The sequence below is a fragment of the Streptomyces sp. NPDC002619 genome, assembly GCF_042889305.1.
GTDB lineage: Bacteria > Actinomycetota > Actinomycetes > Streptomycetales > Streptomycetaceae > Streptomyces.
Map to the genome: position 1 here is coordinate 318,989 of NZ_JBIAQV010000003.1, position 19,831 is coordinate 338,819.

At 70.1% G+C, this 19,831-nt stretch carries 17 protein-coding genes and 2 pseudogenes; 13 read left to right on the plus strand and 6 right to left on the minus strand.

Features of this window, described 5'->3' with window-relative positions:
• The first annotated feature begins 50 nt into the window (after positions 1 to 50).
• From ACFYXB_RS08635 to ACFYXB_RS08645, 3 genes are read left to right on the plus strand one after another with little or no spacing between them, the layout of a single operon-like run.
• Positions 51 to 1,508, plus strand: coding sequence for an NCS2 family permease (locus ACFYXB_RS08635; RefSeq protein WP_389579248.1), 1,458 nt, complete (start codon positions 51 to 53; stop codon positions 1,506 to 1,508).
• A gap of 47 nt (positions 1,509 to 1,555) precedes the next feature.
• Positions 1,556 to 2,710, plus strand: coding sequence for an XdhC family protein (locus ACFYXB_RS08640; RefSeq protein ID WP_389579251.1), 1,155 nt, complete (start codon positions 1,556 to 1,558; stop codon positions 2,708 to 2,710).
• 14 nt (positions 2,711 to 2,724) lie between these two features.
• Positions 2,725 to 3,018, plus strand: a complete 294-nt coding sequence (locus tag ACFYXB_RS08645; RefSeq protein ID WP_351348948.1) for a hypothetical protein — start codon at positions 2,725 to 2,727, stop codon at positions 3,016 to 3,018.
• A gap of 25 nt (positions 3,019 to 3,043) precedes the next feature.
• Here the strand turns inward: ACFYXB_RS08645 and ACFYXB_RS08650 are convergent, their stop codons facing one another.
• On the minus strand, positions 3,044 to 3,484 hold the full coding sequence (locus ACFYXB_RS08650) for an SRPBCC family protein (protein WP_389579253.1): 441 nt from the start codon (positions 3,482 to 3,484) through the stop codon (positions 3,044 to 3,046).
• 216 nt (positions 3,485 to 3,700) lie between these two features.
• On the opposite strand from ACFYXB_RS08650, the gene ACFYXB_RS08655 reads away from it, so the two are divergent.
• From ACFYXB_RS08655 to ACFYXB_RS08670, 4 genes are read left to right on the plus strand one after another with little or no spacing between them, the layout of a single operon-like run.
• On the plus strand, positions 3,701 to 4,162 hold the full coding sequence (locus ACFYXB_RS08655; RefSeq protein WP_389579255.1) for a TIGR03668 family PPOX class F420-dependent oxidoreductase: 462 nt from the start codon (positions 3,701 to 3,703) through the stop codon (positions 4,160 to 4,162).
• Positions 4,163 to 4,208: 46 nt separating this feature from the next.
• Entirely contained in the window at positions 4,209 to 4,772 is a 564-nt protein-coding gene (locus ACFYXB_RS08660; RefSeq protein WP_389579258.1) for a hypothetical protein, read from the plus strand.
• Positions 4,730 to 5,149, plus strand: a complete 420-nt coding sequence (locus ACFYXB_RS08665) for a hypothetical protein (RefSeq protein ID WP_389579261.1) — start codon at positions 4,730 to 4,732, stop codon at positions 5,147 to 5,149. The genes ACFYXB_RS08660 and ACFYXB_RS08665 overlap by 43 nt, the downstream gene beginning before the upstream one ends.
• A 44-nt stretch (positions 5,150 to 5,193) precedes the next feature.
• Positions 5,194 to 6,156 carry a helix-turn-helix domain-containing protein gene (locus ACFYXB_RS08670; protein WP_389579263.1) on the plus strand — a complete coding sequence of 321 codons (963 nt, stop codon included), beginning with the start codon at positions 5,194 to 5,196 and terminating at the stop codon, positions 6,154 to 6,156.
• 21 nt (positions 6,157 to 6,177) lie between these two features.
• Here ACFYXB_RS08670 and icmF read toward each other — a convergent pair whose 3' ends face one another.
• The gene (gene icmF / locus ACFYXB_RS08675; RefSeq protein ID WP_389579265.1) at positions 6,178 to 9,405 is read right to left on the minus strand and encodes a fused isobutyryl-CoA mutase/GTPase IcmF; all 3,228 of its coding nucleotides are present in this window, start codon (positions 9,403 to 9,405) and stop codon (positions 6,178 to 6,180) included.
• 124 nt (positions 9,406 to 9,529) lie between these two features.
• The gene (locus ACFYXB_RS08680) at positions 9,530 to 9,727 is read right to left on the minus strand and encodes a hypothetical protein (protein ID WP_389579267.1); all 198 of its coding nucleotides are present in this window, start codon (positions 9,725 to 9,727) and stop codon (positions 9,530 to 9,532) included.
• Positions 9,728 to 9,860: 133 nt separating this feature from the next.
• Here ACFYXB_RS08680 and ACFYXB_RS08685 point away from each other — a divergent pair, with 133 nt between their 5' ends.
• The 4 genes and pseudogenes from ACFYXB_RS08685 to ACFYXB_RS08700 form a co-directional block, all read left to right on the plus strand.
• Positions 9,861 to 9,998: a hypothetical protein gene (locus tag ACFYXB_RS08685; protein WP_389579269.1), complete on the plus strand. Its 138-nt coding sequence runs from the start codon at positions 9,861 to 9,863 to the stop codon at positions 9,996 to 9,998.
• 171 nt (positions 9,999 to 10,169) lie between these two features.
• The gene (locus tag ACFYXB_RS08690; RefSeq protein WP_351348921.1) at positions 10,170 to 10,592 is read left to right on the plus strand and encodes a hypothetical protein; all 423 of its coding nucleotides are present in this window, start codon (positions 10,170 to 10,172) and stop codon (positions 10,590 to 10,592) included.
• A 158-nt stretch (positions 10,593 to 10,750) separates the two neighbouring features.
• A complete protein-coding gene (locus tag ACFYXB_RS08695; protein ID WP_389579271.1) occupies positions 10,751 to 11,851 on the plus strand; it encodes a PP2C family protein-serine/threonine phosphatase in 1,101 nt (366 codons plus the stop codon).
• 45 nt (positions 11,852 to 11,896) lie between these two features.
• Positions 11,897 to 12,025: pseudogene (locus ACFYXB_RS08700) on the plus strand (CorA family divalent cation transporter); the annotation flags it as partial.
• A gap of 527 nt (positions 12,026 to 12,552) precedes the next feature.
• On the opposite strand, the gene ACFYXB_RS08705 reads toward ACFYXB_RS08700, so the two are convergent.
• The 3 genes and pseudogenes from ACFYXB_RS08705 to kdpB all read right to left on the minus strand — a co-directional run bounded on the left by ACFYXB_RS08705 (position 12,553) and on the right by kdpB (position 15,958).
• Positions 12,553 to 13,026 carry a GNAT family N-acetyltransferase gene (locus ACFYXB_RS08705; protein WP_389579274.1) on the minus strand — a complete coding sequence of 158 codons (474 nt, stop codon included), beginning with the start codon at positions 13,024 to 13,026 and terminating at the stop codon, positions 12,553 to 12,555.
• Between the two features lie 37 nt (positions 13,027 to 13,063).
• A pseudogene (locus ACFYXB_RS08710) lies at positions 13,064 to 13,468 on the minus strand (SDR family NAD(P)-dependent oxidoreductase); the annotation flags it as partial.
• A 336-nt stretch (positions 13,469 to 13,804) separates the two neighbouring features.
• Positions 13,805 to 15,958 (minus strand): potassium-transporting ATPase subunit KdpB, encoded by a 2,154-nt coding sequence (kdpB, locus tag ACFYXB_RS08715; protein ID WP_389579277.1) that lies wholly within the window; start codon positions 15,956 to 15,958, stop codon positions 13,805 to 13,807.
• A gap of 625 nt (positions 15,959 to 16,583) precedes the next feature.
• Between kdpB and ACFYXB_RS08720 the strand changes: the two genes are divergently transcribed.
• Positions 16,584 to 17,144, plus strand: a complete 561-nt coding sequence (locus ACFYXB_RS08720; RefSeq protein WP_389579280.1) for a hypothetical protein — start codon at positions 16,584 to 16,586, stop codon at positions 17,142 to 17,144.
• Positions 17,145 to 17,549: 405 nt separating this feature from the next.
• The gene (locus tag ACFYXB_RS08725) at positions 17,550 to 19,520 is read left to right on the plus strand and encodes a potassium transporter Kup (protein WP_389579284.1); all 1,971 of its coding nucleotides are present in this window, start codon (positions 17,550 to 17,552) and stop codon (positions 19,518 to 19,520) included.
• The last annotated feature ends 311 nt before the right edge of the window (positions 19,521 to 19,831 follow it).

Below are 19,831 nucleotides of genomic sequence, written 5' to 3' on the forward strand. Positions count from 1 at the left end.
CCGGTAAGGCGGTTGTACGGGAGCCCCTATGAACCTTGGGAGACGGCACCATGACCCAACAGTCACTGGAGCCCAGGACCACATCCGAAGACGCGGGCAAAGGAACCCGCGTCCCCGCCGGCAGGTCCTGGCTCGACAGGTACTTCCACATATCCCACCGAGGATCCACCGTCGCAAGAGAAGTCCGCGGCGGCGTCACCACCTTCATGGCGATGGCGTACATCCTCCTCCTCAACGCCCTGATCCTGTCCGGCAAGGACGCGGCCGGGGACACGCTGGGCCAGAAGGCCCTGATCACCGCAACCGCGTTCGCCGCGGCCCTCACCACGCTGCTGATGGGCTTCGCCGGCAAGGCGCCGCTCGCCCTCGCCGCCGGCCTCTCCGTGTCCGGTGTCCTGTCCTCCCAGGTCGCCCCGCAGATGACCTGGCCGCAGGCCATGGGCATGTGTGTGATGTACGGCGTGGTCATCATGCTCCTGGTCGTCACCGGTCTGCGCGAGATGATCATGAACGCGATCCCGCTCGCGCTCAAGCACGGCATCACCATGGGCATCGGTCTGTTCATCGCCCTCATCGGCTTCTACAAGTCCGGCTTCGTGCACCAGGGCAAGGCGACCCCGGTGACCCTGGGCCCGGCGGGCGAACTCGCGGGCTGGCCCGTGCTGTTGTTCGCCGGCACGCTGCTCCTGATCTTCATGCTCCAGGCCCGCGGGATGCCCGGCGCCATCCTGATCGGCATCGTCGGCGGCACGATCGTCGCCGCGATACTCAACGCCGCCGGGGCCATCGACCCGAAGCAGTGGGCCGCCGGCGCTCCCGAACTGCACGGCAGCGCGGTCTCGATGCCCGACTTCTCGCTCTTCGGGCACGTCGAGTTCGGCGGCTGGGGCAAGGTCGGCGCGATGACCGTCGGCATGATCGTGTTCACCCTCGTGCTCGCCGGGTTCTTCGACGCGATGGCGACCATCATCGGCGTCGGCACCGAGGCCCAACTGGCCGACGACAAGGGCCGGATGCCGGGCCTGTCCAAGGCGCTGTTCATCGACGGCGCAGGCGGGGCGATCGGCGGTGTCGCGGGCGGCTCAGGCCAGACCGTGTTCATCGAGTCGGCGACCGGCGTCGGCGAGGGCGCCCGCACCGGACTCGCCTCGGTCGTCACCGGCGCCCTCTTCGCGGCCTGTCTGTTCTTCACCCCGCTGACGGCGATCGTGCCGCAGGAGGTGGCGTCGGCCGCCCTGGTGGTCATCGGCGCGATGATGCTGATGAACGCCCGGCATGTCGACTGGGCCGACCGGGCCACCGCGATCCCGGTGTTCCTCACGGTCGTCCTGATGCCGTTCACCTACACCATCACCACGGGCGTGGCCGCCGGCGTCATCTCGTACGTCGCCATCAAGGCCGCCCAGGGCAAGGCCCGTGAGATCGGGGCGTTCATGTGGGGCCTCACGGTGATCTTCCTGGTGTACTTCGCGCTCAACCCCATCGAGGGCTGGCTGGGCGTGCACTAGACGCGTCCCGAACGCCCTTCCACGCAACCGTTGTCAAGGAGACCGAGATGCTGGACGTCGCCGACGAGCTGAACCGGTGGGTCGAGCAGGGACGTGACTTCGCCGTGGCCACCGTCGTGGCGGTCGGTGGAAGCGCCCCGCGCCGACCCGGAGCCGCCCTCGCGGTGGACGCCGACGGCACGGCGATCGGCTCGGTCTCCGGCGGCTGTGTGGAGGGCGCCGTGTACGAGCTGTGCCGGCAGGCGCTCCAGGACGGCGAAACCGTCCTCGAGCGCTTCGGCTACAGCGACGAGGACGCCTTCGCCGTCGGACTGACCTGCGGTGGCGTCATCGACGTCCTCGTCACGCCGGTACGGGTGGACGTTCCCGTCCGGCCGGTGGTCGCGTCCGCGCTGGCCGCCGCCGCGAGAGGGGAGGCGGCGGCGGTCGCGCGGATCGTCACGGGCCCGGCCGAGCTGACCGGCCGAGCCCTGCTGGTACGGCCCGACGGCGCGTACGAAGGCGGCTTCGGCGCCCACGCCGAACTGGACCGGACGGTCGCCGCCGAGGCCGGTGCCTTCCTGGACGCGGGCCGCACGGGCACCCTGGAGATCGGCGCACAGGGCTCGCGTTGCGGCGCGCCGCTCACGGTCCTGGTCGAGTCCTCCGTCCCCCCGCCCCGGATGATCGTCTTCGGCGCGATCGACTTCGCGTCGGCGCTGGTGCGGGTCGGCAAGTTCCTGGGGCACCACGTGACGGTGTGCGACGCCCGCCCCGTCTTCGCGACGAAGGCCCGCTTCCCCGAGGCCGACGAGATCGTCGTCGAGTGGCCCCACGAGTACCTGGCCCGTACGGACGTCGACGCCCGTACCGTCCTGTGCGTCCTCACCCACGACGCCAAGTTCGACGTACCCCTGCTCCAGTTGGCCCTGCGCCTCCCGGTCGCGTACGTCGGCGCGATGGGCTCCCGCCGCACCCACCTGGACCGCAACGAGCGCCTGCGCGAGGTCGGCGTCACCGAACTCGAACTGGCCCGCCTGCGCTCCCCGATCGGCCTCGACCTCGGCGCCCGCACCCCGGAGGAGACTGCGCTGTCCATCGCTGCGGAGATCGTCGCAGCCCGCCGGGGTGGCAGCGGCGTCTCGCTCACCGGCGCGCATACACCGATCCACCATGACACCGGGTCCTCACCCGCGTCCATGTCGGGCCTTCGCGTCTCCTGACAGGCCCTCGTGCCGTGGCAGGTCATCAGGCCCTGCCGGGACGCACCGACCTCTTGGCCGCCCACCACGTTCATGCCCTGGACGCCGACACCGACAGCCGCCGTAGCGCCTACCTATGGACCCGGGGCAGCAGCGTCAGCGCTGTCGTGCCCGGCACCACGCTCACCGAGATGATCGACGACTGGGACGCGGTCGGCCCTGGCATCGTCGACCGCCTCACCGCCCAGACTCCGCTCGGCCGGACGCCGCCCCGGAGGAGATCGCCGAGGCCGCGGCCCGGCTGCTCAGCCGGAGGCATACGCGCCTGACGCCCGCCGCGGCAACCGGTCGACGTCACGCCCAGCGGAGCAACCGGTTTACCGCCCGTCCGAAGACCGCACGTGCCGCCCCCTCCAGGACGCCGTCGAAGACGCCGGGCAGTAAGCGGACATCCACTTCCTCGCGCCAGACCACCCAGGCACGGCCGCCGGGCCCCGGCCGGACCTCGATCTCGGCCCAGCCCCGCACGAACCGGCCGCGCTTCTCCAGGCGGCACAGGCCCGACCCGGTGTCGGTCGGCGGGCACCAGACCGTGACCTCCATCGGGTCCACCAAGGCGATGGGGCCGAATCCCGAACGGACCACGAAGCGCGTGCCCACGCGGGTCGGCGCGGGCGTGACCACGGTGATCCGGGTCAGCGGGACCACGTCGGCGTGACGGGGCCACTCCGTGAGCCGGCGCCAAGCCTCGCCGACGGGGAGCGGCGCCGTGCGTTCGAGAGAGAAGTTCACCACGAGACGATCGTAGGGAATCAACTCCGGTCACCTGCAAGGTAACCCCTGGCTCACTCACTTGGCCCAGCGCCTGTCCGTGCGGGGGCGTACGCGGGAGCGGCCGGTTCGCGCCTTATGGATGCAGTGTGTGGAGGCCGTGTCCAGCAGGAGCGCGGCTTCCGGACGTCGCCGTATCACTATGGAAGAGCCGGGGGTGGCGACCGATGGAGGTGCGAGATGCCGGAGATCACGGCCGATGAGGCACGGCGGCGGTTCACGGCGGCGCGCGTAGCCCGGTTGGCGACGGTGGATACGACGGGCCGCCCCCATCTGGTGCCGGTCGTGTTCGCGAGGCAGGGTGCCGACGGCCTCGTCACGGCGGTGGACCGCAAACCGAAGACGACGACCCGGCTGAAGCGGCTGCGCAACATCGCCGCCCATCCGTCCGTGTGCCTGCTGGTGGACGCGTACGACGAGGACTGGAACCAGCTGTGGTGGGTCCGGGCCGACGGCGACGCGCGGGTCGTAGCGGCCGACCGACCCAGCGCGGCGGACCCGACCGCGAGCGAGGAACAGTCCGCTGCCCTCGCCCTTCTGCGCGCCAAGTACCCCCAGTACCGCGACCACCCCCCGACCGGCCCGGTCGTCGCGGTCACCGTCCTGCGCTGGACGGGCTGGGCGGCGCGCGACGACCGCTAGGCACTGCACGCTTCTCGGCCGGAACGCCCTCGTCACCGGCGCGTTGATGCACCATGTGACCCTGGAGGTCGTGGGTCAGGACAGGGGGTTGCCCGTGCTGCTGGTGGATCTCGACACCGTCGCGCCGCACGAACGCGTCGACGCCTTTCAGCACGCGCTGGACCAGTCGGTGCCGAACGATGTCGTCCACGAGGGTCCGGCGGCGGGGATCAGGGCGCGGCTGGAGGGCTGGCGCATCGGTGCGCTGGATCTCGTCGACGCCCGTGGCACCGGGTTCCGGGTGCGCCGTACGGAGAAGCATCTGCGCCGGCTGCGGGAGCGGCCCATCGTCTCCGTCACGCTCCAGACGCGGGGCACCGGGCGGGTCGAACTGGCAGGTCGGCAGCAGCTGTTGGGGCCGGACGACATCAGCGTGCTGCACGAGGTGTCCGCGCGGACCTACGGCTGGTCCGGCACGGGATCCTCGCAGGCCCTGATGATCGACGCCGGGCGGCTGGGACTGCCGGTCGAGACGGTCGTGGAGGCGTCCTGCCGCTGCCGTTCTCGTCGTTGCGCGCGGCGAGCGCGGTGCTGGGCAACCCCGCCAACTACCACCGGGCGGTGCCGCTGACGTACGAGCAGTTCCGGTACGCCTTCGCCAACGCGGTGAGCGAGGAGGAGGCCAAGGATCTGTACGAGCGGTTCGCCGTACCGGCGCCCGGTGAGCCGCTGTTCCAGGCGGCGGTGGCCAACATCAATCCGTGGAGCGAGGTGAAGGTGGACACCCTCTCGCCCGAACGCGGCCCGCTCCTGGTCATCTCCGGCGAGAAGGACCACACGGTGCCCTGGGCCATCGCGAACGCCTCGTACAAGAAGCAGGCAGGCAACGAGCACGCGGTGACGGAGATCCAGGAGATACCGGGCCGGGGACACGCGCTCACGATCGACAACGGCTGGCGAGAGGTGGCGGAGACGGCGCTCGCGTTCGTGTCGCGGTTCACCCGGTAGTCGAGGCGGGGCCGCGACCGTCGTACGAGGGGGGAAGGACCGGCATGATCACCACGAACTGGAGAACCGAGACCGTACCGCTCGCGGACCGTGCCGACGCGCTGCGGCAGACGATCCGGGAACACGTCGTACCCGTCGAACTCGTGCTGCCCTCGGCGGCGGAGCAGGTCCACGCCGACGTGACGATCACGGACATCGGCTCGCTCCAGGTGAGCACGGTGCGGGCCAACCCGGCCACCGTGCACCGGACGTCCAGGCTGGCCAGGGCCGACGACGAACCCGTGCTGTTCATCAGCCTCCAGGTCTCCGGCGAGAGCACGGTCGTCCAGGACGGCCGCAGCGCGGTCCTGCGGCCCGGGAGCATCGCCTTCTACGACACCCGGCGCCCGTACACGCTCCTGTTCGACCACGGCGTCGACATGCATTTCTTCCGCATCCCGGTCCGGGACGTCGCCCTCCCCGACGACGTCCTGTGCCAGGCCGTGGCCCGCGGCATGGGCCAGGACGGGGGCGTGCCGGCCCTGGCCACCGGCTATCTCAGGCGCCTGGCCGAGAGTCGCGCGACCCTCGACGCCACCGCCGCGCACCTGCTGGCCGCGCCCAGCATGGAGCTGGTCCGCGCGGTGATCGCCTCGGAGTCGGACCGGCCCGCGTCGGCCAGGGGGCCGCTCTACGAGGCGCTGGGCGTCCGCATCCTCGAGCACATGCGCACCCATCTGGCCGACCCGGACCTGTCCCCGGCCTCGGTCGCCCGCGCCCACCACATCTCGGTCCGCTACCTCTACACGATCCTGGCCCGCGCCGGCGTCGGCTTCGGCGAATGGGTGCGCACGGAACGCCTGGACGCCTGCCGCCGCGAACTCTCCCGCGTCCCTCCGACGACGGAAACGATCGCGGCCCTGGCCCACCGCTGGGGCTTCAGGTCCCCGTCCCACTTCAGCCGCGCCTTCAAGGCCGCGTACGGGGTGTCGCCCCAGGCCTGGCGGGACCTCAGACATCCGTCGTGACGAGGTTCCGACAGGGCCCGGTCACACGTTCCGCCGGTACTGGCCTCCCACCTCGAAGAACGCCTCGGTGACCTGCTGCAGCGAGCAGACCCGGGCGGCGTCCATCAGGACCTCGAAGACGTTGGCCCCGTCCAGTGCCGCCGACTTCAGCCGCTCGATCGCCTCCGTGGCCGCGTCGCGGTGCGCGGTCTGGAAGTCGCGGACGCGCTCCAGCTGGGACTGCTTCTCCGTCTCGGTGGCGCGGGCGAGTTCGAGTTCGTGGTGCTCGCCGTCGCCGCCGGGTCGGCGGAAGGTGTTCACGCCGATGATCGGCAGCGAACCGTCGTGCTTGCGCTGCTCGTACAGCATCGACTCGTCCTGGATACGGCCCCTCTGGTAGCCGGTCTCCATGGCGCCGAGCACACCGCCGCGCTCGTTGATCCGGTCGAACTCGGCGAGTACGGCCTCCTCGACCAGGTCGGTGAGGTGGTCGATGACGAAGGAGCCCTGGAGCGGGTTCTCGTTCATCGCAAGGCCCCACTCGCGGTTGATGATGAGCTGGATCGCGAGCGCCCGGCGCACCGAATCCTCCGACGGGGTCGTCACGGCCTCGTCGTAGGCGTTGGTGTGCAGCGAGTTGGCGTTGTCGTAGATGGCGATGAGGGCCTGCAGGGTGGTGCGGATGTCGTTGAAGTCCATCTCCTGCGCGTGCAGGGACCGGCCCGAGGTCTGGACGTGGTACTTCAGCTTCTGCGAACGCTCTCCCGCACCGTACTTCTCCTTCATCGCGACCGCCCAGATACGGCGGGCGACCCGGCCGAGCACGGAGTACTCGGGGTCCATGCCGTTGGAGAAGAAGAACGACAGGTTCGGGGCGAACTCGTCGATGTGCATGCCGCGCGCCAGGTACGCCTCGACGTAGGTGAAGCCGTTGGCGAGGGTGAAGGCGAGCTGGCTGATCGGGTTCGCGCCCGCCTCGGCGATGTGGTAGCCGGAGATGGACACCGAGTAGAAGTTGCGGACCTTCTGCGCGATGAACCACTCCTGGATGTCGGCCATCATCCGCAGCGAGAACTCGGTCGAGAACAGGCAGGTGTTCTGCCCCTGGTCCTCCTTGAGGATGTCGGCCTGCACCGTGCCGCGCACGGTCGCCAGCGCGTGCGCGCGCAGCCCGGCGGCCTCCTCGGGCGAGGGGTCGCGGCCCTCGGCGGCGCGGAACTTCTCGGTCTGCTGGTCGATCACCGTGTTGAGGAAGAACGCCAGCACGGTGGGTGCCGGGCCGTTGATCGTCATCGACACCGAGGTCGTGGGCGCCGCCAGGTCGAAGCCGTCGTAGAGCGCCTTCATGTCCGCGAGCGTGGCCACCGACACCCCGGAGGTGCCGACCTTGCCGTAGATGTCGGGGCGCTCGCCCGGGTCACGGCCGTACAGGGTGACCGAGTCGAAGGCGGTGGACAGGCGGGTGGCGGGCTGGCCCTCGGAGAGCAGCTTGAAGCGCCGGTTGGTGCGGAACGGGTCGCCCTCACCGGCGAACATCCGCGCCGGGTCCTCGCCGTCTCGCTTGAAGGGGAACACCCCGCCGGTGAAGGGGAAGTGGCCGGGTAGGTTCTCGCGGCGCCAGAACCGCACCAGCTCGCCGTGGTCGGCGAACGCGGGCAGCGCGACGCGCGGGATCCGGTTGCCGGACAGGGACTCGCGGGTGAGCGCGGTGCGGAGCTCCTTGTCCCGGATCCTCACCACCTGCTCGTCGCCGGAGTACGACTCCACCACGGCGGGCCAGTTCGCGATCTGCTCGGTGACGTCGTGGGGCAGCCGCCTGCGGGCATCCTCAAGCAGGGTCTCCACGTTCCCCGCCTCGGAACCTGCCCCGACGAGCTCGTCCCGGACCGCGTCGAGGCGCTGCACCCGCCGGGCCGCCTCGGCCAGTTGCTCGGTCTCGGTGTGGTACGCGCGGACGGTCTCGGTGATCTCGGCGAGGTAGCGGACGCGGTCGGCCGGCACGACCTGCCGGATACCGGAGGAGTGGCGTACGTCGACCGGCGCCAGCGCGCCCTCGGACAGCGGCAGCCCCTTCTCGGCCAGGGCGGTCCTGAGATGCTGGTAGAGGGCGGTCACGCCGTCGTCGTTGAACGTCGCCGCCGAGGTGCCGTACACCGGCATGTCCTCGGGCCTCGACCCGAACGCCTCACGGTTGCGCACCAGTTGGCGTCCTACGTCGCGCAGAGCGTCCTTGGCGCCGCGCCGCTCGAACTTGTTGATCGCCACCACATCGGCGAAGTCGAGCATGTCGATCTTCTCCAACTGCGAGGCGGCGCCGAACTCCGGCGTCATCACATACAGGGAGGTGTCGACGAACGGCACGATCGCGGCGTCGCCCTGGCCGATGCCCGGCGTCTCCACGATGACCAGGTCGAACCCGGCGGCCTTGATCACGTCGATCACGTCGGCCAGATGGCCGGGCAGCTCGTGGCTGCCGCGGGTGGCGAGGCTGCGGAAGAAGACCCGGTCGCCGTCCAGGGAGTTCATCCGGATCCGGTCGCCGAGCAGCGCACCGCCGCCGCGGCGACGGGTCGGGTCGACCGCGACGACCGCGATCCGCAGCTTGTTCTGCTGATCGAAACGGAACCGGCGCACCAGTTCGTCGGTCAGTGACGACTTCCCGGAGCCGCCGGTGCCCGTGATGCCCAGCACCGGCACGGACCGTGCAGCCGCCGCGCGCCGCACCTGCTCCAGGAACTCCGCGGGCAGCTTGCCGAGTTCGGCGCCGGTGAGGGCACGGGCCGTCGCGAACCGGTCGCCTGCCAGTACGGCCGCGGTGTCGGCGGGCCCGCTGTCCCAGAGGTCGAAGTCGCAGTCCCTCACGACCGAGTTGACCATTCCCGCCAGGCCCATCCGCTGGCCGTCCTCGGGGGAGAAGATGGTCACCCCACTCGCGCGCAGCCTTGCGATCTCCTCGGGCACGATCACACCGCCGCCCCCGCCCACCACGCGGATGTGCTCCGCGCCCCGCTCGCGCAGCGACTGGACCAGGTACTCGAAGTACTCCACGTGTCCGCCCTGGTAGGACGACACGGCGACACCGTGCGCGTCCTCCTCGAGCGCCGCGTCCGCGACCTCCTGCACCGAGCGGTTGTGCCCGAGGTGGATCACCTCGGCGCCCTGCGACTGGAAGATCCTCCGCATGATGTTGATCGACGCGTCGTGACCGTCGAACAGGGCGGAGGCAGTGACGATCCGGACGGGGTGCACGGGACGGTGCAGGTCGCTCATGGGTGGTGTCCTCACAGCGGGTCGGGAAGACGGGAGTGGAACGGTTATTAGGACGTCCTACTAATGATTACTAGGATGTCCTAGTAATTCGCTGGTGGCTGGTGTGAGTCGGGCCACAAGCGTGTCAGGTCGAGGGTCGTCCCTGGATGACCGTGGGCGTGATCCGGCGCACCTGCGGCAACGTGGTGACCATGTGTGCGACCACGCGCTCGCTCAGGCAGACGTGCAGATGGGGGATGTCGCCGGGGAAACGGGCGAAGTCGCCGGCGGTGAGCTCCACCGGTTCGGTGATCGGGCCGGTGCGCAGCTTCCCGCTGATCACGTGGATGTGGTGGAGGGTGCCGGCGGTGTGCGGTGCGACGGGCTCGGGGTCCTTGCGGGTGCGTCCAGGCGCAGCACCAGGGTCCGGACGTAACCCGAGCCGTACACCTCGTCCAGGAGGCGGCAGCGCCGGTTTGGCTGCCGCCGCGTCGGCGGGCTTCCGGCATGCCGTGGACGTCGACCTCGGTCCGGAGGAACTCAGTCTCCTGGTGTCGGAACCGGACTGGGTGACCGGCACCGACATGGACCTGGACCGCGTGCCGGGCGCCTGAGCGTGCACGGCAGGCAAGAGAACGGCAAGAATTTCCGGGCCGACCGAGGCGCTCCGCCTGCGTCCTTACCAGGATTTGGGGATTCTCTGGGGGCTCTCACACCCATCTGGAGTCGCGCGCATCGAGGCAGCGACAAAGCTGGTCATATTCCCTCTATGACCGGGAGTCGCCATGAGTATCAGTCTTCGCAGCCGCGGTGCTCGTGCGGTGTCCGTCGTTGCCGTGTCCGTCGCGCTGGTGTCGGCAGGCTCGGCCGGGGCCTTCGCGGCGAGCACGACACCCAGCCCGAAGCACACGATGACACACAGCGCCACCCACAAGACCGCCTCGATCACGGTCAAAGCCCACCCGACCAGCGTGAAGGCCGGGGAGAAGGTCCGGTTCACGGGGCACACCACGGGCATCAGGGCGGGAGCCTCCGTGATCCTGCAACAACGGGAGAACGGCACCTGGCACACGCTCCACACCCATACCGCGATCAAGAAGGGACACGCCTTCTCGCTCACTGACCGGCCCACGGCCAAGGGCACCCAGCACTTCCGGGTGTCGCACGGGACGACGAACTCGTCGACCGTGAACGTGACGGTGCACTGAGGAATCTCCCGCGCCGTTCCCAGCCCCCGCCAGGCGGAAACAGGGCCTCTTGTCCGGCGGGCAGCCGTCTCCTGGCCGGGTTCGGCACCGCCACGGGCCGGACCGGGTCGGGCGCGGTCACATCGCGCGTAGGCCCACTGCGGTGCACGGTGGGAAGCATGATCTCCTGGCAGCAACGTTTGGCATGGTCGCGGCAGCCGGGGCGGCTGCTGTTGCTGGTTCCGGCCGTACTCATCGCCGTGATCGTGGTGGCCGACATCGTCGCGCCGGCCGACATCGTCCTCGGTCCGCTGCTCGTCATCGCACCCGCGGTCACCGCCTGGTTCGCGGGCCCCGCGACCACGGCGGGTGTGGGAGCCGCGGCGGTGGCGGCGCAGGGGTTCATCGGCTGGCGCTCCGGCATTCTGTTGACACGGAACGTGCTGGTGCAGATGGTCGCCCTGGGCGTGCTCTCCCTGCTGATCGTGACCTTCTGCGTGCTGCGTGACCGGCGTGCCCGTGAGCTGGCGCAGGTGAGGTCGGTCGCCGAGGCGGCTCAGCGGGTGCTGCTGTGGCCGTTGCCCGGCCGGCTCGGCACCTTGCAGCTCGCGTCCGTCTACCTGGCCGCCGAGGAAGAGGCCGAGATCGGCGGCGATCTGTACGCGGCCGCCCGCAGCCGGGACAGCACCTGGCTCGTGATCGGCGACGTGCGGGGCAAGGGCCTGCCGGCCATCGGCGAGGCGGCACTCCTGCTCGGCGCGTTCCGCGAGGCAGTGCACCATCATGACGCCCTGCCCGCACTGGCGGCCTCCCTGGAGCAGAGCGTCGGTCGGTACCTCGCGGACTTCGAGCCCACGGCCGAGGCGGGTGAGCGTTTCGTGACCGCTCTCCTGCTGGAGATCCCCGACGTCGACTCCGTCGCCCGCGTCACCAGCTGCGGCCACCTGGCACCACTGCTGCTCCGACCCGGCCGGTCCGTGACTCTCCCGGAACTGGCCCCCGCGCCCCCGCTGGGAGTCGGCCTCACCGAGTGCGGTGACGTCACGGTCGACGTCCTGTCCTTCGCCCCCGGCGACACGCTGCTGCTGTACACCGACGGTGTCGTGGAGGCCCGCAACCGTGCCGGTGCCTTCTACCCGCTCGCGGAACGCGTCGCCCACTGGGCCGGACAGCCGCCCGACACTCTGCTCCACCACATCCACCGCGACCTGCTCACCCACACCGGCGGACGCCTCGGAGACGACGCTGCCCTCATCGCCGTCCACCGGCGGGGAACCTAGAGCCAGTCCCGCCGCTTGAAGATCAGGTACAGACTGAGACAGACGAAGATCTCGTCCTGGGCGGCCATCCTGTTCGCCCCGACCCTCGTAGGCACGATCTGCGGCATGAACTTCCAGAACATGCCGGAGCTGCTCTGGGGCTTCGGATACCCCTTCGCGATCGGGCTGATCGGCGAGTCGGCTTCGAAGGCGTTTGACGCCCAGGTCGCCTTCGGGGTTGCCGGCAATCTTGAACTGCACCAGGTAGTTGCCACCGGCCTTGGTGTCGAGGGTCTGGGCGACGGTTCCCGCGGTGTAGGCGCCGTTGAGGTCCAGCGACTGCCCGCCCTCGGGCTTTTCCGCCCGCCGGCCCGCGCGGCACGCCGCCCGGCAGAACGGTCAGGCGGCGTAGTGGAGCACCGCAGGGTCAGCCAGGGCCGAGGCGCGGGCCACGATCGCGTGCACGGGACGGGCGGTGCGGATGATGGCCGCGGCCTGCGAACGGTTCCGTGCGAACAGCCCGCGGTCGCTTCCGCCGCCGCCTGCTTCCGCATGCAGGTCATGGCCGAGCACACCGACGTCGACATCGACACCGCGATCTTCCTGCGCTTCAGCGGGCGATTGTCAGCTCGTGGCGGCCGTCGAGTCGAGGATCGGAAGCTTGATGAGGGGCGTCCTGGTCACGTGGGATCTCCTTCCTCGGGGTTGGCTGGCCTTTTGTTTCATGCGCTGAGTGGAGTGCGCGCTACGGGGCTGCCGACCGCGTAGTGGACGTACTCGCGCACCAGACGGAACCCGGCGGTCCAGGCGAGCAGGCGGCTGGGGCGGTTGTGGAGGGAGCAGTTCCAGGTGGGGGTGTGGCCGCGTACGGCGATGTCGGCGCACAGGGCGGTGACGCAGGCGAGGCCGAGTCGGTGGCGGCGGCGGTCGGGGACGGTGTAGACGGCCACGTCCTCGTATTGGGTGCCGAGGAAGAAGGTGCAGGCGATGGCCAGGATGTGACCGCTGCGGCTGACTGCGGCCCAGGCGTGTCCGGAGGAAGCGAGACCGAGCGGGCCGCCCCAGCTGGCGGAGATCCAGGAGACGTCCGGGCCGAGGGCCTCCAGCGCGTCGGTGTCGGCCGGTTCCAGGCGGCGTACGGTCACGCCGAAGGGGACGGTCGCGGGCTGGGGCTCGGCCTGCAGGGTCCACACCATGCGGTCCCAGGGGGTGAGCCGTTCGAAGGCCGCGCCGAGTGAGGGCCGGCTCGAGCAGGCAGGTCAGCAGGTAGTGGGCGAGGAAGTTGACCTGGAAGGCGATCTCGTTGCCGTCGGCGGTGACGGTGTGCCGCTCGGGGGCGGCCATGCCCGCGTTGTTGACGAGGACGTCGAGGTGCGGGTGGTCGCGGACGACGCGGTCCGCCATGGCCTCGACCTCGTGGAGGTGCGCGAAGTCGGCGGCGAAGGTGCGCAGTTGCGCCGCGTCGATCCCGACGGTGGCGACGAGGCGGTCGGCTGCGGCCTGGGCCTCCTCGGCGGTGCGGCCGTGCAGCAGGACGGTGGCGCCGCGTTCGGCGAGTTGCCGGGCGGTCTCGTAACCGATGCCGGAGGTGGCGCCGGTGACGAGGACGGTGCGGGACGAAAGGGTGGAGTCGGGCATGGTCCATTCCGGGGTTGTGGGCACGTCGAGCGGCCCCGGCGGCGGGGTGGTGGACGTGCGGTGATGAGAAGCGGAAGGGCGCCGTGTGGCATCACGGCGCCCCTGGGGTCACGGAAAGCGCGTCAGAAGGACGCAGGCGTTTCCGGGCAGCGCGGCGTACGACTCAGCTGCCGAGCGGGACTCGGCGGCCGGTCGAAGAGGAGCCAGGCGCTGTTCACATCGCCCATGGAAGCCGTACCGCAGGCCCCGGGCAAGCCCGACTCCCGTTCTCTGACGCCCCTCTGACGTGAGCATACGTATCCTTGACGGCTCTGTCCCGGCCACAGCAGGCGCGGTTCAGCCAAGGCCCGGCATCATCGAGATGAGCAGGTCGATCAGCTTGATGCCCACGAAGGGCAGCACCAGCCCACCGAGCCCGTACAGGAGGAGGTTGCGGCGCAGCAGGTCGTGCGCCGACGACGGCGTGTACCGCACGCCGCGCAGCGCGAGCGGAATCAGCGCGACGATGATCAGCGCGTTGAAGATGATCGCCGAGGTGATCGCGGAGGTCGGGCTGTGCAGGCCCATGACGTTGAGCGCCTCCAGGCCGGGGTAGGCGCCGGCGAACATCGCCGGGAGGATCGCGAAGTACTTGGCGATGTCGTTGGTGATGGAGAACGTGGTCAACGCGCCCCGGGTGATGAGGAGCTGCTTGCCGATCTCGACGATCTCGATCAGCTTCGTCGGGTTGGAGTCGAGGTCGACCAGGTTGCCGGCCTCCTTGGCGGCCGACGTGCCGGTGTTCATCGCCACGCCGACGTCCGCCTGGGCGAGGGCCGGGGCGTCGTTCGTGCCGTCACCAGTCATCGCGACCAGCTTGCCGCCCTCCTGCTCGCGCTGGATCAGGGCGAGTTTGTCCTCCGGGGTGGCCTCGGCCAAGTAGTCGTCGACGCCCGCCTCTTGAGCGATGGCGCGGGCGGTGAGCGGGTTGTCGCCGGTGACCATGACGGTGCGGATGCCCATGCGGCGGAGCTCGGCGAAGCGTTCGCGGATGCCGTCCTTGACGACGTCCTTGAGGTGGATCAGGCCCAGCACGCGGGGACCGTTCCAGTCGTGCACGGCCACCAGGAGCGGCGTGCCGCCCGATGCGGCCACCGTGTCGGCGAAGTGCCGGGCCTCGGGCGGGACTCGGCCGCCGTACATCTGTACCCAGTCGATCACCTGCTGGGCGGCGCCCTTGCGGATCGCGCACACGGCGCCGTTGTCCCAGCGCAGGTCGACGCCGCTCATCCGGGTCTGCGCGGTGAAGGCCACCCAGCGGGCGTTCGCCAACTCGCCCTCGGCGGGGGCCCGCAGCCCGTACCGGTTCTTGGCGAGGACCACGACGGAGCGGCCTTCCGGTGTCTCGTCGGCCAGGGAGGAGAGCTGGGCGGCGTCCGCGAGCTGCCCCTCGTCGATGCCGGGCAGCGGGACGAAGGCGGCGGCCTCGCGGTTGCCGAGCGTGATGGTGCCGGTCTTGTCCAGCAGCAGCGTGTTGACGTCGCCGGCCGCCTCGACGGCCCGTCCGGACATGGCCAGGACGTTGCGCTGGACGAGGCGGTCCATGCCGGCGATGCCGATCGCGGACAGCAGTGCGCCGATGGTGGTCGGGATGAGCGTGACGAGCAGTGCGACGAGCACGGTCGTGGACTGGGCGGCATCGGCGTACTCGGCCATCGGCTGAAGCGTGACCACGACCAGCAGGAAGATGATCGTGAGCGAGGCCAGCAGGATGTTCAGGGCGATCTCGTTCGGCGTCTTCTGCCGGGAGGCACCCTCAACCAGGGCGATCATCCGGTCCAGGAAGCTGTGGCCGGGGCGGGCGCTCACCCGGACCACGATCCGGTCGGACAGCACCGTCGTGCCCCCGGTGACCCCGCTGCGGTCGCCGCCGGCCTCCCGGATGACCGGCGCGGACTCTCCGGTGACCGCCGACTCGTCGACAGCGGCCACGCCGTCGACGACGTCCCCGTCGGCCGGGATCGTCTCACCGGCCTCGACCAGCACGACGTCGAGCGGCTTCAGCTCCGTCGCGGCGACGGCCTCGGTGCGGGCCGTGCGCAGGTTCGTGCCCCAGCGCCAGTCCAGCAGCCGCAGGGCGACCGTGTCCGTACGGGCCTTGCGCAGTGACTCGGCCTGTGCCTTGCCGCGGCCCTCGGCGACGGCCTCGGCGAGGTTGGCGAAGACCACCGTCAGCCACAGCCAGGTGCTGATGACCCAGGTGAAGACGGCCGGGTGCAGCAGCGCGGACAGCGTGGTCAGAACGGCTCCGACGGAGACCACGAACAGCACCGGGTTCTTCACCAGTGTGCGGGGGTGCAGTTTGCGCAGTGCGTCGGGGAAGGACCGGGCGAGCTGGGCCGGTTCGAACAGCCCGCTCGGGGCCCGGCGCTTCGCTCCTCTCTTCGAGCCGGGCTGGATGGCGCGCTTGGGCCGGGACGGCGGGGCCTGCTGGGGGGCGGCGTAAGACATGAGTCCTTCGGGCCTGGTTGGGGGCCGGCGCCGCGCACCGGAGCACGCCGACGACCGGTCGGGCTGACAGGGAAGTGCGGCGGCCGGGCCGTGCGGTGCCGGGGCCCCGGCACCGCAAGGCAGCGCACGGACGCCGGAAGTGGGACGACGGAACGCCGCGCGCTCGGCCGCCGTGGGCGTTTCGGAAGGTGCTTCCGGAGGAGAGCCGTCATTGCGAGCGACGTCCGCGCCCTCCGGCGGCCGCCACCGAATCTATCCCCGCCGAATCCGCCGGCATCCCTGCTCGGCGCGGTATTTGCGCCTCTCTGACGCGTCGGCCCGCGACGTCGTCAAGGTCTCGCCAAACAGGGCTGGGAAGCCATCAGGAGGCCATCAGGAGGTCATCAACGCGCATCGCTCGTGGTCGATTCCGGTCGCAGACTGAGCGCCACGGGGGACGGACGATCGTCCGTGGTGTGACGTTGGAGGGCTCCTGACCATCACGGCCGGAAATGCGAGCCCTGCTGAGGCGACGGTGAGGGCCGCCGCCCAGCCACCGCACGGACCCGTTGTTCCCCTCGGGACGAGTCCCGGTCCGCAGCCAGGAGGGGGGCCGCGGCCGGGACGCCGTCTCCGGCACGAGACCGTGGCTGCGCGGGCCGCTCTGCGCCGCCGCTACTGGGCCACCGTGCCCGCGCGGCTGCGCCTCCTGCGTGCGGCCACGGTCTCGCTCGTCACCGCCCTGGCGGTGCTCCTGCTGATCGCCGGGCTCGCCGCCAACCGCACCTCCAACGCCGTCGCGAAACGGGACGCGCCGCGCACCACGAGCGCCGCGGGCCTCAACCTCGCCCTCAACGACATGGACGCGCAGGTCGCCAACATCCTGCTGTCCAGTGGCGACGGAGGCGAAGGACGCCTCAAGACGCCGTACGAGAAGGCCGTCGGCTTCTACGGTGACGCCCGGCGCGAGATCGGCCACGACCTGCGCGCCCTGGCTGTCGCCGCACAGGGGGACCGCACCGACGAGAAGACCGTGGATTCGCAGACCGACGGCTTCGCCGAGTACCAGGAACTGGTCGGTCGCGCCCTGGAGAACGACGGCCGCACCGGAGGCAAACAAGCGGCGCTCACCGACTACCGCAAGGCGACGGACCTGTTGCTGGGCCAGTGCCCGGACGTTGGTGACGCGATGGTCTTGCGTGGGTGAGGGGCTCGTGGGATCGCTGTGGATTGCGAAGTCTGCACCGGCTTCACGGTCTGCAGGGACAGCCAGAACGGCGAACACACCTGTGTCGCCGTGGACGGCGGCTGTGGCTGCCTGCTCGTCCGCCGCGAGTCCGTGAACGACATCCGCAGCCGCGACGTGGGTCTGTGCCCGAGCACGCTACGGCCTTCGGACGTAGCGAGCTGCGGAAGTCCAGGACCGTCTTCGCCGAGACCGTCCGGCATCCTCCGTTGGCGGACCCCTTACCAGCGGTCTTTCGCCAGGCGCGGGCCGAATCCTGACACAGTGTGTGCGACTGGCCATGTCGATGTTTGCGTGATGGGATCGGTTCGTCCCGCACGTCGCGCCGGTCCTGCGGCGCGCCGACCCCGGGCGAGGAGGCTTGCCGTGACCGATCGTCAGCATGTGACCGGGCCGGAAGACGGTTCCGTATCGCGATTGGCGTCGGCAGAGGAGCCGAGCGCGCGGGACTCGGTGCGCCTCGCGGTCGTGATCGGTGCCCTTGGTGTGGTGTTCGGCGACATCGGGACCAGCCCGATCTACACCCTGCAGACCGTGTTCAACCCGGACGACCCGCATCCCGTCCCGGTCAGCACTGCGAACGTGTACGGGGTGGTGTCTCTCGTGTTCTGGTCGGTGGTGATCATCGTGATGGTCACCTACGTCCTGCTGGCGATGCGCGCCGACAATGACGGCGAGGGCGGCATCATGGCCCTGATCACGCTGCTGCGACGGTGGGGCGCACAGCAGGGTCGGCGGGCCGCCGTGGTTCTGGCGGCCCTGGGCATCTTCGGCGCCTCGCTGTTCTTCGGTGACAGCATGATCACCCCAGCCATCTCGGTCCTGTCCGCGGTCGAGGGGCTCAAGGTCGTCGAGCCGTCGCTGGAGGACCTCGTAGTACCGATCACGGCGGTGATCATCGTGGTGCTGTTCCTGGTACAACGCAGGGGAACCGCGGCGGTGGGCAGGGTGTTCGGGCCGGTGATGATCGGCTGGTTCGTGGCGATCGGCGCGTGCGGGGTGGCCGGTATCGTCGACCACCCGGAGATCCTCAAGGCGCTGTCACCGACGTACGCGCTGGACTTCCTGTTCGGTCATTTCGGCACCGCGTTCTTCGCCCTGGCCGCGGTCGTGCTCGCGGTCACCGGCGCCGAGGCGCTGTACGCCGACATGGGGCACTTCGGCCGCAGATCGATCACCCGCGCCTGGCTGATCCTCGTCTTCCCCGCGTGCATGCTCAGCTACCTGGGCCAGGGCGCCCTGGTCTTGGCCGACCCGGCCAACGTCAGCAGCCCGTTCTTCCTGCTGGCACCCGGCTGGGCCCGATGGCCCATGATCGTGCTGGCCACGGCAGCCACCGTGATCGCTTCCCAGGCGGTGATCACCGGGGCGTACTCGGTCGCTTCCCAGGCGGCTCAGCTCGGCTACTTGCCCAGGCTGCGGATCGCGCACACCTCCGAGTCCACCATCGGCCAGATCTACGTACCGTGGATCAACTGGCTGCTGATGGTCTCGGTCCTCACCCTGGTCTTCGCCTTCCGCAGCTCCGCGGCGCTGGCCTTCGCGTTCGGTATGGCGGTGACCGGGACCATCACCATCACCACCCTGCTGTTCTTCTACGTCGCCCGGGCGAAGTGGGGTACGCCGCTGTGGCTGGTCTGCATCGGCGCGAGTGTGCTGCTGTTCGTGGACCTGCTGTTCGTCGCGGCCAACATGACCAAGTTCGTTCACGGTGCGTGGTTGCCGCTCCTGATCGGCCTCACCGCCTTCACCGTCATGACCACCTGGCAACGCGGCCGCGCGATCGTCACCACGGAACGAGCACGGCACGAAGGGCCGCTGCCCGAATTCATCGATCAGTTGCGCACCGGGGAAGCACCGACGCTCCGTGTGCCTGGTACGGCCGTCTTCCTCAACCGTGGCAAGCAGACCGCCCCATTGGCCATGCGGGCCAACGTCGAGCACAACCATGTGCTCCACGAGCAGGTCGTGATCCTCTCCCTCCAGACCGAGCCCGTGCCCCGCTTCCCGGCCGACGAGCGGATGACCGTGGATCCCCTCGGTTACGCCGACGACAGGATCATCCACGTCACCGCCCGGTTCGGCTACATGGAGACACCGGACGTGCCTTCCGCGCTCGCGATGCTCGACCCGGCCACGACCGAGGGACAGCTCCAGCTGGATCAGGCGTCCTACTTCCTGTCGAAGATCGAGCTCCGGCGCGGGACGGCACGGACCATGGCGCCCTGGCGCAAGCGGCTCTTCATCGCCACCTCCTACATCACCGCCGACGCCGCTGAATACTTCGGCCTGCCCCGAGACCGGACAGTCATCATGGGCTCGCACATTGAGGTCTAAAGGCGCTGGTGACTATCCGGGTGTCGGCGGTCATGCCACGGCGCGAGGACGCGTGCGGCGCTTCCGCCGCCGGTCGCCTACAGCCGGCCCTTGTCGCGGAAGACCCGGAAGACCGAGGTCGGAGTTCATGCCGTAGACGCCGATTCCCGGCGATGGGTACGGCGATCACGGCGTCGATGGCGCTGACCGGCTGCGCGGCGCGGTACCAGCACGCGCCGCTGGAGGCCAGCCGTTTCTCCCCGGTTTCTCCTCAGCTCTCCCCACGTGCCAAAAGCCTGGCCAGGTGCCCGCCGGGAGTAGGGCGAGGAGAT

Bases quoted from the DNA above. Each gene is read 5' to 3' on its own strand.
- ACFYXB_RS08635 (WP_389579248.1), top strand. From the start codon at position 51: ATGACCCAACAGTCACTGGAGCCCAGGACCACATCCGAAGACGCGGGC.
- ACFYXB_RS08640 (WP_389579251.1), top strand. From the start codon at position 1,556: ATGCTGGACGTCGCCGACGAGCTGAACCGGTGGGTCGAGCAGGGACGT.
- ACFYXB_RS08655 (WP_389579255.1), top strand. From the start codon at position 3,701: ATGCCGGAGATCACGGCCGATGAGGCACGGCGGCGGTTCACGGCGGCG.
- ACFYXB_RS08660 (WP_389579258.1), top strand. From the start codon at position 4,209: ATGCACCATGTGACCCTGGAGGTCGTGGGTCAGGACAGGGGGTTGCCC.
- ACFYXB_RS08670 (WP_389579263.1), top strand. From the start codon at position 5,194: ATGATCACCACGAACTGGAGAACCGAGACCGTACCGCTCGCGGACCGT.
- icmF (WP_389579265.1), bottom strand. From the start codon at position 9,405: ATGAGCGACCTGCACCGTCCCGTGCACCCCGTCCGGATCGTCACTGCC.
- ACFYXB_RS08690 (WP_351348921.1), top strand. From the start codon at position 10,170: ATGAGTATCAGTCTTCGCAGCCGCGGTGCTCGTGCGGTGTCCGTCGTT.
- ACFYXB_RS08695 (WP_389579271.1), top strand. From the start codon at position 10,751: ATGATCTCCTGGCAGCAACGTTTGGCATGGTCGCGGCAGCCGGGGCGG.
- ACFYXB_RS08705 (WP_389579274.1), bottom strand. From the start codon at position 13,026: ATGGTGTGGACCCTGCAGGCCGAGCCCCAGCCCGCGACCGTCCCCTTC.
- kdpB (WP_389579277.1), bottom strand. From the start codon at position 15,958: ATGTCTTACGCCGCCCCCCAGCAGGCCCCGCCGTCCCGGCCCAAGCGC.